General features: G+C 57.0%; 10 protein-coding genes. 7 read left to right on the plus strand and 3 right to left on the minus strand.

Annotated elements, in window-relative coordinates:
* Positions 1 to 88: 88 nt before the first annotated feature.
* On the plus strand, positions 89 to 277 hold the full coding sequence (locus AB4N76_RS03440) for a hypothetical protein (RefSeq protein WP_460164128.1): 189 nt from the start codon (positions 89 to 91) through the stop codon (positions 275 to 277).
* Between the two features lie 120 nt (positions 278 to 397).
* Here the strand turns inward: AB4N76_RS03440 and AB4N76_RS03445 are convergent, their stop codons facing one another.
* Entirely contained in the window at positions 398 to 1,030 is a 633-nt protein-coding gene (locus AB4N76_RS03445) for a C40 family peptidase (protein ID WP_460164129.1), read from the minus strand.
* A gap of 414 nt (positions 1,031 to 1,444) precedes the next feature.
* Between AB4N76_RS03445 and AB4N76_RS03450 the strand changes: the two genes are divergently transcribed.
* Positions 1,445 to 2,338: a LysR family transcriptional regulator gene (locus AB4N76_RS03450; protein WP_460164130.1), complete on the plus strand. Its 894-nt coding sequence runs from the start codon at positions 1,445 to 1,447 to the stop codon at positions 2,336 to 2,338.
* 86 nt (positions 2,339 to 2,424) lie between these two features.
* On the opposite strand, the gene AB4N76_RS03455 is transcribed toward AB4N76_RS03450, so the two are convergent.
* Together AB4N76_RS03455 and AB4N76_RS03460 are read right to left on the minus strand one after the other, a co-directional pair.
* On the minus strand, positions 2,425 to 3,927 hold the full coding sequence (locus AB4N76_RS03455) for a WS/DGAT/MGAT family O-acyltransferase (protein ID WP_460164131.1): 1,503 nt from the start codon (positions 3,925 to 3,927) through the stop codon (positions 2,425 to 2,427).
* A gap of 199 nt (positions 3,928 to 4,126) precedes the next feature.
* Positions 4,127 to 4,921 carry an esterase/lipase family protein gene (locus tag AB4N76_RS03460; protein ID WP_460164132.1) on the minus strand — a complete coding sequence of 265 codons (795 nt, stop codon included), beginning with the start codon at positions 4,919 to 4,921 and terminating at the stop codon, positions 4,127 to 4,129.
* Positions 4,922 to 5,307: 386 nt separating this feature from the next.
* Here AB4N76_RS03460 and AB4N76_RS03465 point away from each other — a divergent pair, with 386 nt between their 5' ends.
* From AB4N76_RS03465 to AB4N76_RS03485, 5 genes are all read left to right on the plus strand, one after another.
* On the plus strand, positions 5,308 to 6,174 hold the full coding sequence (locus tag AB4N76_RS03465; RefSeq protein ID WP_059182525.1) for an SDR family NAD(P)-dependent oxidoreductase: 867 nt from the start codon (positions 5,308 to 5,310) through the stop codon (positions 6,172 to 6,174).
* A gap of 169 nt (positions 6,175 to 6,343) precedes the next feature.
* Positions 6,344 to 7,528, plus strand: coding sequence for a MalT transcriptional regulator family protein (locus AB4N76_RS03470; protein WP_460164133.1), 1,185 nt, complete (start codon positions 6,344 to 6,346; stop codon positions 7,526 to 7,528).
* Positions 7,529 to 7,601: 73 nt separating this feature from the next.
* On the plus strand, positions 7,602 to 8,774 hold the full coding sequence (locus AB4N76_RS03475; protein ID WP_460164669.1) for a LuxR C-terminal-related transcriptional regulator: 1,173 nt from the start codon (positions 7,602 to 7,604) through the stop codon (positions 8,772 to 8,774).
* A 213-nt stretch (positions 8,775 to 8,987) separates the two neighbouring features.
* Positions 8,988 to 10,790, plus strand: a complete 1,803-nt coding sequence (locus tag AB4N76_RS03480; RefSeq protein WP_460164134.1) for an acyl-CoA dehydrogenase — start codon at positions 8,988 to 8,990, stop codon at positions 10,788 to 10,790.
* Positions 10,791 to 10,830: 40 nt separating this feature from the next.
* Positions 10,831 to 12,936, plus strand: coding sequence for a 3-hydroxyacyl-CoA dehydrogenase NAD-binding domain-containing protein (locus tag AB4N76_RS03485; RefSeq protein ID WP_460164135.1), 2,106 nt, complete (start codon positions 10,831 to 10,833; stop codon positions 12,934 to 12,936).
* Positions 12,937 to 12,962 lie beyond the last annotated feature (26 nt).

The raw sequence follows: 12,962 nt of genomic DNA on the forward strand, positions 1-12,962 counted from the left end.
ACGTCAAGGATCAGATATACAGAGGACGTTTTTCCCCGGGGGCAGCGTCAGCGACAAAGGGTTTCTATCTACTGATAGTGAATTTTTCATGGAGTTCTCATGGCACAGCGACAATGGCCGCTGGCACTGCATCAACATCACACCAAAGTGGCCCAACACTGACATCTATCTTGACGCAGATGGAAACATTGATATGAGTACGGATGGCGGCACAGATATAGACCAACTGAAGGGAATGCCAGTGGGACCTGCCGAAACCATGAGCCAGGAGACCTGAAAGACAAAGCGGGCGCGACACGGCCACATTCTCCCGACCGCACAACGCAACTCGCTGCGGATGGCTATGTAGGGTGTCCCGCTTTGCTCAGACTAGTTGTACGCCGCTGCCACACTTGAGTCAGCCAGCGTTGCCGACGCCGCTCTCAAACCGCCTGGCGGTCACGTAACGCTTACTCCAGTAACCACTCTCGAGTGAGTCTATGCGAATGTTTTTGCCGGTTCGCGGAGCGTGGATGAAGCGATCATCGCCGACGTAAAGCCCCACATGATTGACGGTATCACTGCCGTTTTGGCTGAAAAATACTGCATCCCCCGGCCTCAGGCCGGTCTTACTCACGCGTTCGAAATCGTCTTTCACCATCAGGGACGTGGTGCGCGGCAATTTTATGCCTGCTTCGGTGTTGAACAGATAAACCAACAGGCCACTGCAATCAAAACCTGTCGCTTCGGACATTCCCCCCCATCGATACGGTCGACCAATCAGTTCGTTGGCTCGCTGGATAACCTGCTCGATGGAATCGCGATCATCACTTTGCTCCGGGCGCGACGGCTCGAGATGTGCCGAGCTAGCCAGGCGATTGCCCTGCACCTTCGGCACCTTAGTCGCCTTGATATCCAGCAGTGACAGGTTTGGAACCGAGAGCGTGGGCTCGTAACTTCTCCACGATGGGGCATCAAAGTCGTCAGACTTCGACTGTTGTGTGAAAGCAGCAACAAACAAAGAGATAACAAAGAGATTTACAGTACGCACCTGGCTTACCCGTCGGGAAAATGGAAGACGGGCGCATCTTAGGTTTCACCTTCCACCGTATCTGTAGGATACGAAGGGAGCAGAGGTAGGAAATTTCCCACACAGACCAACGGTTTCAGCGCGTCAAAGGCCTTTAAACGGCACCGTAAGGTATCGTTCGAACTGGAATAAACCCCCAGCTCAGCCTCACGCTCCCCTCTTGTCCTCATCACGCCCCCATTATTTCCACCCTGAAATCCACCCGCGGTTGGATGCACCAGGAGCCATCCATTTGATAAACATCTCGTCAGCACCTCCCGCCTCCGATGTCCCCCAATATGACGAGTGTCCCGATGAGCGATCTGCGGATGAACGAACGACCATACGAGTACTCCTGCATCGCACCATTTTCCACGCGCAGCCCGGCAGGCGGCCATGATCACGCTTAAACAACTCAGGCACCTGCAAGCAATCATTCGCCACGGCAGTATCCATCGCGCCGCTGAGGCATTGCACGTCACCCCGCCGGCACTCACCCGCAGCCTCAGTGTGCTCGAGACGGATATGGACATTCAGTTATTCGATCGGAACAAAAATGGCATGCAGGCCACAGCGTTCTGCCTTCGAATCCAGGAGCGTTGCGCGCGCCTGATTTGCGATACCGAAGACCTGATGCGCGAAGCCAGGATCTACTCCAACCAGGACGCCGGCACGCTGAGCATTGGGATCGGAGGATTGGCTGGGGAAACCGTACTCGATTCTATAGTTCCTGACTTCGTCACACTCAACCCCAAGGTGCAAACACACATCATCGAAGGCGATCCGCAAGAGATCATATTCAAGTTGCAGAATCGCCAACTCGATCTGGTCATTGCCGGAACCAGCAGCCCGCTCAACGTTGATGGGCTTAGAGCCCGACCGCTGAAGACCTCCGCCACCGCTATCTTCATTCGAAGCGGCCACCCCCTGGAACGCAGGAAAAATGTTTCGCTCGCTGAGCTACTCGGGTTTCCGATACTCACTGCCACGCCATTGATCTCATCGCATCCAATACATCGGCTGCTGGCCCAGCAGCACCTCACCGCTCCTGAGCCCTATGTGATGTGCAGCAACTATCAGTTGTTGAAGCGAATTCTCCTACGCACAAATGCGTGGATGCCGGCTCCGTTGTCGCACTTTGCTGCCGAAGTAAAAGAGAGTGAGCTGTTAACGCTGGATATCCCCGATTTGAATGGCGATATCCATATCAGCATCATCGAACTGGCAGGTCGCTCGCGTTCGACCGCTGCCAAACGACTGATAAACCTCTGTCTCGAACGACTCGAGTAGAGGCAAACCCGTAGGGCTTGCCAGACAGAGAAACGCCGGACAACTTTCAACGAGGTTACTCGGAGAAATCGTCCGGCATTGCGGTATCAACTGCCCGTCTTGTGCTGCGGTCTATTTCGTACTGCTTTGGGCTTCACAACTGGTGCGTCCTCGAGGACCGGCTCCCCTTTTGATTCACCCTGCGCCAGTTCAAACAGAAGGCGGTGTTCGGCCAAAAGGTAGTCGCCCAGTTCATTAAGGTCCGCGATGGTCCTGCGACAGGCGATCAGCCCGTAATCCATGCGCCCGTTGTAGCTGGCTACCGTGACATTAAGTGCCATCCCGTGGCAGGGAATGGACACCGGGTAATAGCTGATGACCCTGGTGCCGGCGAAATACAGCGGCACCGGTATACCCGCCACGTTCGAGATCACCAGGTTTGCCGGCGGCGGCATCCAGTTGGCCATACGTGATCGACCGTAGAGGGACGCCGCTCCCGAAATCAGCCATGGCGCTGCGAGTATCGGAAAGTCTGTTGGAATCAACGATTTGTAATTGCTGAGTGAATCCTTTCTCTGGGTGGCCGACGCACTGATTCGCTGCAATCGCAGCAGTGGGTCTGCCTCGTCCGTGGCCAGGTCCACAATCAGCACGCTGACCTGGTTGTTCGCCGTATCATCGCCCAACTCGCGCAAACTTGCAGGCACAGCCGCGCTCATTGAGCGCGACGGTAGTTCACGGCTTTCGCTCAAGTAGCGCCTTAGGGTGCCAGCCACCGTGGCCATGACGACATCGTTGAGCGAAACCGAAAATGCCTTGGCGATCTGCTTGATCTCCGCCAAAGGAACAGTTCGACCGGCGAAGCTGCGCTGGTTAGTAATGGCTTCGTTGAACGGAGTACGTGGTGTCATCCGTTGCCTGGTTTTGGTCAGCGAGGCCATCTGGCGTACCAACGGGCTTTTCCGGTTTAGCAACAGGTCTGCGGCCACTCGCCCCATCTCAGGCACCATTCTGACCAGTTTCAGACATTGCTGGCTGCCATTGAACAAAGCCGCTCCCATCAGTTCCGCCACACCTAGTTGATACTGGTTGCGCCGCAATTTAGGTCGCGGCGGACGGATCTTGCGGCCACTGGGCTCCATATCGAACAGCGCTCGCCCAACCTCCATGCCGGCCTGTCCATCGACGCCCGCGTGGTGCAACTTGGTGTAAAGCGCCACTTCACCGCTCTTGAGTCCGTCGATGATGTACAGCTCCCATAGCGGTCGGCTGCGATCCAGCAGACTCGAGTGCAAACGGGCTATCGCCTGTTGCAACTGCCGGTTGCTACCTGGCTTAGGCAAAGTGAAATGGCGGACATGGTGATCCAGATCGATATCCTCATCATCCACCCAAACCGGATTGGACAAATCGAACGGCATGTTTGCCAGTTTGCGATTGAATACCGCCGCCAGGTGCAGGCGCTGAGCAACGCAGGCTTTGACTTCTTCGAAGAAGTCACCGCCCTGCCCCGCAGGAAGTTCCAATACATGGAGTCCGCCAATGTGCATCGGCATTTCGGCCGACTCCAGGTGAAGAAACATTGCATCCATTCCGCTCAGGTGGTTCATATTACTTCCCTCATTGTTCAACGCGCCAAAGGAAACAGCGTGTTCCAACACGCTTTAGCGGCAGTTCCGGATGTTCTTTTTTACGGATGTATTTATCCCCGAAGCACATCGTTGCAGCGGTGTTGTCTGCTGCGATCCGAAGTTGCTCCGAAAAAGTCTCGATAAACTTGAGCGCATGAAATTGGCGGCAGCTCACGGGCTACCCTGCAGAAGAACACAACAATCGGCGCAGGCCGCCAGATGCAAAAGGCTGCCAGTCACCTTCCAACTGAGCCAGACGGTCAACCAGGACATACCAGGCAGCGGCATTGACACCAAGCCCCAGGTGACTGGCGCAATTCACTTCAACGTTCTCGGTTTGCTGACCGTTGCGCTCAACGCTCCCCCTCCAGCCAACAATGCCGTCGCCACGGGAATAAATTGAGGTGGTAGGCACCGGTGGGGCTTTTTCGCCGCGTATGAGTGCGTCCTTGTGCGCACCCACCACTCGCGTGTAGATGCGCCAGACATTGGTACTGGTTTCCGGCTCGCCATACAGCGGGCTGCCCAGCGTGATCACTTGACGTACACATTCAGGCCTGATGCGTGCGATCTCCCTGGCATAAATCCCACCAAGGCTCCAACCAATGAGACTGACCTTGCCGCCAGAACGTGTATGCATTGCTTCCAGTTGCCGTTGCAATTGCTCCACAACGCCTTCGCGGGGCCCGCAGTTGCGGCCTTGCTCCCAGCCACTGACCTCGTAGCCCAATTGATCGAGAAATCGTCGCAATGGAACGGTCGAGCGGTCGCTCGCGAGAAAACCGGGAATGACCAGGACCGCATGCCCGTCGCCAAGAGGTGCGCGTCGTCGCAACCAGGGCATGGCGAACGGAAGCGACGCCAGCTCCAACAAAGCGCGGCCTTCCAACGCAAGAAGAAGCCTGGAAGGAGCGCTTATTTCGGTTTTACGCTCATCGTTGAGGTGCGAATCGTTCTTCACCAAATGACTCATGGAGCCTCCTGCTTTCTTCTTGTTGTTCTTGTTGGCAAGACTGGAAAAATTGGAGCTGGAAATTAGCTGGATCCTCGAACGTCTTTCGCGACAGCTTGCCCATGAGAGGTTGGACGGCGCCTCGCCCAACTTAATTGACGGGCCCATCTGATGTGCGCTCAAGCTCAGACTAGGCTGGCAAATGCAGCCCTGAAAAGATCAAAAAAATTACCGGTCATTAACTTTTATTGAACGCCGGTGACAGCGGCCAATGGAGCACTCAGGACAGCGCTCCAGTTCGGCACGGCGACGTTAAAGGTCTTGTTCATGTCGCGGAATGTCAATTATTCCACTACCAACTTCATTAGGCTCGTCGAAGTATTTATCCGCTGTCCGGAGCGCGCGGCATGAAATCCTTCACAGATAAAGTTGCAGCCATTACGGGAGCAGGATCAGGTATTGGGCGCGCACTCGCATTGGCCCTGGCCGAGCGGGGTTGCCACCTGGCGCTGTCCGATGTCAACGCGCAAGGGCTGGAACGCACACGGCAGGCATTGGAGTTCTTCGGCGTTCGCGTTACCACTTCGATAGTGGACGTCGCCAACCGCGAGCAGATGTACGCGTGGGCGAATCAGGTTGCCGAAGACCATGGCAAGGTCAACCTGATCATTAACAACGCAGGCGTTGCACAGGCGGGCACCGTCGAAGGTAGCAGCTATGAAGAGTATGTCTGGATAACCGACATCAATTGGTGGGGGGTGGTGTACGGCACCAAGGCATTCCTGCCGCACCTGAAAACCTCCGGCGATGGGCACATCGTCAATGTCTCCAGCATCTTCGGCTTGTTTGCCCAACCTGGTATGAGCGCCTACAACGCGACCAAATTTGCCGTCCGCGGCTTCACTGAGTCCTTGCGCCAGGAACTGGATCTGGAGAATTGCGGTGTGTCCGCCAGTTGCGTGCACCCAGGCGGGATCAAGACAGGAATCGCTGCACACGCCCGCATGAACCAGAGCATGGCTAGCATCACCGGGCAGGATGCGGACGACGCCCGCAACAGATTCAATGACAAGCTGCTTCGCACCACTGCGCAGAAAGCTGCCAAAGTGATTCTGCGCGGTGTGCAGCGCAACCATCGGCGCATTTTGATCGGATCGGATGCAAGGGGCATTGATCTAATGCTGCGGCTGCTTCCGGTTCTCTACCAACCGTTGGTGACCTTCGGCATGAAATTGGCCGCTCGCTTCGCGCGGCAAAACGGCTCTGAGTCTTAATGCCGTCATGCATTTTCCGACGCTAAAACCGAGCAAGTTGCGCCCTCCCGCGATACCAACCGCGGCCATTTCGCGACCGCAACTCCTGCAGATGTTGCGCGAGGCAGCCGACAGCGGTTGCCTGTTCAGCCTGCTCAGCACTCCGGTCGGTTACGGTAAAAGTATTTTGATGGCCCAGTACGCCGCAAGTCTCAGGACGTCCTGGGCCTGGCTGCGTTGCGACAGTGGCGACAACCGTCCCCTGAATCTGCTCTTGCATTTGCATCAAGCCATTGGTCTGGCGATGCCAGTGCCCGCTATGAGCGCGGCCAATGAGGAAACGCTGTGGACCGCAATCATTGGCGGGATAGAAAAACGAAATACGCCCTACACCCTGTTCATTGATGACTTGCACTGCTTGCGCGCACCAGCCGCCTGCCGATACTTCGACGAACTCCTGCACCACGCGCCGGAAAATCTGCACATTGTTGCCGCCAGCGAGGGCCTGCCAGCCCTCCGGCTCAGCCATTTGCGCCGGGATGGACGCCTGCAATTGCTGGACACGCACCGCTTTGCAGTAGACAGCAGTGAGATAAAGACACTCGCGTCCGCTCGCGAAATGAAACTCAGCGATGAGGCGGCGTACCTGCTGCGTGCCAACAGTGAAGGCTGGATCAGCAGTGTATTGCTGGGTCTGAGCGCACAAACCGAGCAGCCGCCTGCGCCGTCTTCCGGCACACAGATTTCAGCCGCTACCGCCCAGCGCTTTCATGCGCTCATCGCACAATTTTTCAATGAAGAAGTTTTAGGTCCACTACCTCACGAGATGCTGCGCTTCCTTGAACAGCTGTCCGTGGTCAACAGCTTTGATGTCGAACTCGCCACCTGCTTGACGGGGCGCTCCGATGCCGCAACGCTCCTCGACCGGTGTGTGCGGAAGCATCTTTTTGTCCAGCAATGCGACGACGAACTCGAGCAATACCGGCTGCATAAACAACTGCAACAGGCACTCTATCAGCAGCTACGCCGGCGTAGTCCCGGCACCTTGACGCACCTGCATCAAAAGGCAGGTGAGCATTTGCTTCAAAAGCAATCTTACGCCGAGGCGGTGTACCAACTTGGACGCGCCCAGGACTTCGACGCCCTGCTGGCTGCCATCGACCGGCACAGTTTTGATCTGCTGCGTGAAGGGCAAGTCAACGCGATGGTCGATTTTCTCGCCGATGTGCCTGGGCAAAACCTGGAGGACCATTTCACCCTGGCAATTACCGAAGCCAGTACTGTCATCGTCACTAACGACATTGACCGCGCTGCTGCTTGCCTGCGCCGACTTCAACGCCTGTTAAGAGATCCAGAAGACGCCCGAGCAGCGTGACGAGCGATCACATCAGACGTTCGCTTTCCTGCGCAGCCGACTGGCATTTCTCGGCGGCAATTTCGATCACGGTATCGCCCTTGTCGATGAGGCTATGCGGCGATACCCGCAGATGAATGCAGCCACTACGGTGCTGCTGTTCAATCGAGCCAGCGCCCTGTTTTCCCTGGGCCATCTGCATCGGGCCCGACACGACACACAGCTGGCACTTTGCGAGCTCACTGCTCTGAATTTCAGCGGCTACACCCACCTGCTTCATTTACAACTGGGCATGATCGAGCTCGCTCAAGGTCAACTCCTCAAGGCCGAGGAGCGCTTTACCCAGTTGATTCAAAATCGTGCCACAGGGGCGTCGCACGGTTTTTACGACCTTTTCCAATACCTGGGCAAAGGCGTCCTGCTGTTGCAGCAAAACAAACTGCAATCAGCGGCGGAGCATCTTGCTCATGCCAAGACCATTGCCTTCGACTTTACCCACAGCGCCGGTCTACCTTGGGTATTGCATTATCAAGCGCTTTGCCTCGCTGCCCAAGGTCGACTTTCTTGCGCACGAGAGCGCTGGGATGAAGCCCGCAAACTCGCCCGTCAATTAAAACTATTTACCCTCTATCGTCTGGCTGGTGCCTCGCGTGCGCGCCTGGCCGTTCGCGAACACGATCAGGTCTTCATCGATGAGTGGCTCAAGGAATGGCGCTTGTGCAATCGTCTTTACGACACGAACCTGATGCCTGAAGAATGGCAAGCCTATGCCTGGGTGCAACGTCATCTGGGCCAACGCGCCTCAGCAAAAAGCATCTCCAACCACCTATGGACGCGGGCCATTGCCGAGAATAATTTCCAACTCGGCATCGACCTGCATTTGCTCGATGCCAGCCTGTATCTGGATGCTGCAAATCACACAGCCGCCCTGCGCAGCCTGGATTCGGCGTTGCAGCAGGCAGCGAAGCACGGTTTTGCTCACTTGCTGCACTTGGAGGGGCGTCAGCTTCTCGAACTGTTCCGCCAACTGATATCTCCACAGATCCGCCGTCAACACGGTATCGAGGCCCCCTTGCCCTCGCGCGTGCAGCTTGCAGAGCTATTGCGAGGACTGACACCGGAGAGTCATACCAGCCAGCCATTACTCGACCCGTTGACTCGCCGTGAACAAGACGTGCTTCAACGCATGGTCAATTGCCAAAGCAATCAGCAGATTGCCGACAGCCTGTACATCAGCCTCAGTACCGTAAAAAAGCCACATCAATAACCTGTTCCGCAAACTCGATGTGGTCGATCGCAAAGGCGCACTACAGGTAGCGCGAGAGTCGAAACTATTCAATTGATGATTTAGCGCGGTGCTCCACCCTCCCCGTTTTTTTCCCACCTGGCTCGTCCCCCAATATCCACCCGCGGTTGGGCGCGCACGACTATCGGTCCTTGTTACAAAACCAACTGGTTAACTCCGCCAAACGAGAACGCTATGACCGACCAGTTGCTCAACGACCGCGACCTTCGCTTCCAGCTCTTTGAAATACTAGACACCGAGGGCCTCCTGAAAAGACCCCGGTACGCGGAGCTGGACCTGACAGTGCTGGATGCCACGCTGCAGACGGCTCGCGAGATTGCCGCCCAGTACTTCGCCCCCCATAACCAGAAAGGTGATGCAAACGAGCCGACCTTCGATGGCGAGAAGGTCACCCTCATTCCTGAAACCAAAGCTGCCTGGGACGCTTTTGCCTCGGCAGGTTTTCTCGCCGCTCATCACGACTTTGAAGACGGTGGGCAACAGCTGCCAGAAGTGGTACTGCGAGCCTGCATGGCCTACTTCAATGCAGCCAACATTGCGACCCTCGGCTATTCGTTCCTCAGTATTGGCGCCGCCAACCCTGTAAAAAGTTTTGCCAATGCAGAACTGCGCCAGCGCTTCCTGCCGCCAATGCTGGAGGGTCGTTTCAGCGGCACCATGGCGATGACCGAACCAGGGCAAGGCTCGGCACTCGGAGATTTGCGTACCAGCGCTCGTGCGGCCGAAGACGGCAGCTATCGCATCAGCGGCAGCAAAATGTTCATCTCCGGCGGCGACCACGAACTGACCGAAAACATCGTGCACCTGGTGTTGGCCCGCATTGAAGGTGCGCCTGCCGGCGTAAAAGGCATTTCGTTGTTTCTCGTGCCCAAGTACCTGGTCAATGCCGATGGCAGCGTCGGAGCACGCAACGATGTGGCCTTGGCGGGTTTGTTACACAAGATGGGCTATCGCAACACCACCTCCACGGTGCTCAACTTCGGTGAAAAAGGCGGGGCCGTCGGGTATCTCGTGGGTGAGGCCAACAAGGGTCTTGGCTATATGTTCCAGATGATGAACGAGGCCCGCATCGGAGTCGGCCTGGGTGCCGCAAGCCTCGGTTATCAAAGCTATATCCATGCACTCGACTACGCCCGCAACCGGCCACAAGGACGCTTGCCCGGCAACAAAAATCCGCTGGCGCCGCAGGTGCGCATTGTCGAGCACGCCGACGTTCGGCGAATGCTGCTGCAACAGAAGGTCTATGCCGAAGGCAGCATGGCGTTGTGTCTGTATGCCAGCACCCTGGTCGAAGATAGTCACACCGCTCCAGACGCAGAACAACGCCGCCAGGCCGCCGAGCTACTCGACCTGCTCACACCCGTGGTCAAGTCCTGGCCTTCGCGCTACGGCCTGCTGGCGTCAGAGATCGGCATCCAGGTACTCGGCGGTTCTGGTTACACCCGTGAATACCTGCTGGAACAGTTTTATCGGGACAATCGCCTCAACCCGATACACGAGGGCACTGAAGGCATTCAGGCCATTGATCTGCTCGCACGCAAGCTTGGTCCGCGGGGTGGGGACGGTTATGCCTTGTTCCTCTCACGTCTCCAAGCCAGCCTAAACGAGGCTCATACCCGCAAGGACTGCTCCTCGCTGGCCACTGCGCTGCGTACCGCAATGCAGGTCATCGAAAGAGTCACTATCGAAATGCAGATCAGGGTATCCGCCAACCCCGATCTTGGTCTGAGCAATGCTACTGCCTATCTGGATATGTTCGGCAAGCTGGTCGTCGGCTGGACCTGGCTGCGTCAGGCACTTGCTGCCAGCCACGCCCTGACATCCGGTGCCGTAGGCAGCGAGGCCGACTTTTACAAAGGCAAGATCCATGCAGCGCGTTACTTCATGGACTGGGAATTAGCGGGTTTGCAAGGCCAGGCCCGACTACTCAGTACGGGTAATCGACTGTGCTTCGACATGCAGAACGACTGGTTCTGACCCTACCTCTCTGCCTACGGTATAACCAGAAGGAAACCCCATGAGCGATCTGATTCATTACCAATTCGAGAACGGCCTGGCCCTGATCGGGCTGAATCGCCCCCCGGTCAATGCTCTCGGCCAAGCGCTTCGCGCAGCCTTGAATGATGCCTGCGAGCGCGCCGCCGCCGACCCGGCTGTGCGGGCGATAATCCTGCATGGCACGCCATTCAGCGCTGGCGCGGACATTAGCGAGTTTGGCAGCGCCGCCAGTCACGCCACCCCTTCCTTACCTGACATGCTGGTGCGCTTGAGTCATCTCGACAAGCCACTGGTTGCTGCGATTGGAGGCATGGCGCTCGGTGGCGGCCTCGAACTGGCACTGGCTTGCGCTTATCGAATTGCCGCGTCTGACGCACGCGTAGGTCTGCCAGAAATCAACCTTGGATTGCTGCCAGGTGGCGGAGGTACCCAACGGCTGCCGCGCCTGATTGGCGCCAAAGCCGCACTTGAGCTGATCGTCTCGGGTCAAGCGATCAATGCGGACAAAGCCGCCAGCTTGGGCATTCTCGATCGCTTGTCCAAGGCCCCCGCCAGCCTGCTGGAAGATGCCTGTGCCTTTGCCCACGAACTGCTCGAAACCTGCGCCCCTGTGCGCCCTATCGATCCGTACGCTGCACCGGGGAAACATCTCGAAGTCGATTTTTTCAAGGATTTCCAAGCAAAAAACGCCTCTCGCTGGAAGGGCCGCCAAGCCCCTCAACGTGTCGTTGCAGCAGTCCAGGCAGCTTGCCTGCTGCCGCTCGACGAAGGGCTGATTCGCGAAAGCGAGCTGTTTAAAGAGGCTGAAGCTTCGGCCGAATCCAGCGCGCTGCGGCACGTGTTCTTTGCCGAGCGCGAAGCGGGAAAAATTCCAGGAATAGACGCCAGCACCGCATTGCGGACGGTCTCCAAGGTGGCAATCATCGGTGCTGGAACCATGGGCGGAGGCATTGCGATGAATTTCGCCAACGCCGGCATCCCGGTCATCTTGCTGGAAGCCAGGGGGGATGCGCTGGATCGTGGACTGATGCTGATCCGCGGCAACTACGAAATCAGCGTACAGCGTGGAAAGATGACCCAGTTGCAGCTTGAACGGCGCATGGAGCGAATCCAGGGCACGCTTGATTATGGTGATCTGATCGATGCCGATCTGGTGATCGAAGCTGTATTTGAATCACTCGAAGTCAAACAGAAGGTATTCCGCACGCTGGACAAGGTTTGCAAGCCCGGCGCCATTCTTGCCAGCAACACCTCGACACTGGACGTTGACGCCATCGCTGCCGTCACCGGACGCCCTCAGGATGTCATCGGCCTGCACTTCTTCAGTCCGGCCAATGTCATGCGTCTGCTCGAGGTAGTGCGTGCCCGAGAGACTGCACCCGATGTGCTGTTGACCACGCTGAAGCTGGCGCGCCAGATCGGCAAAATTGCAGTGGTTTCAGGTGTGTGTTTCGGTTTCATCGGCAATCGCATGTTCGAGCCTTATGGTCGCGAGGCCTACCGTCTGTTGTTGGAGGGTGCTACCCCCTCCCAAATCGACAAAGTACTCACCGATCACGGTTTAGCCATGGGCATGCTGGCGGTGCAGGATCTCGCCGGCATTGATATCGGCTATTTGATCCGCGAATCGCGTCGCAGCGAAATCAGTCACGACCCCAGCTACTGCAAGTTGGGAGACGAACTCTACGCGTTGGGCCGCTACGGGCAGAAGACGGGCGCCGGGCTGTATCGCTATGAAGAACGGGACCGCCTGGATGATCCCGAGGTCATCTCACTCGCCTCGCGCATTGCGACTGAACTGGGCATTCAACGTCGGCATATTCCGGATCAGGAAATCCTTGAGCGTTGCCTGTTCAGCCTGATCAATGAAGGCATACAGCTGCTCGACGAGGGCATTGCCTTGCGTAGCAGCGACATCGATCTGGTGTTCATCAATGGCTACGGTTTCCCTGCCTGGCGGGGCGGCCCGATGCATGAGGCCGAATGCATGGGACTGAGTCATTTGCTGTCACGCCTTCAACACTACCGCCAAGTGCTCGGCTCGCACGGTGAGATGTGGTTCCAACCGGCGCCGATGCTCCAACGCCTTGTAGCTGCCGGCAAGACCCGCATCGAAAAACTCTGACCCATAGAAAAGGAGGATGTCCCCCA

It is taken from the genome of Pseudomonas sp. S2_F03, from assembly GCF_054668335.1.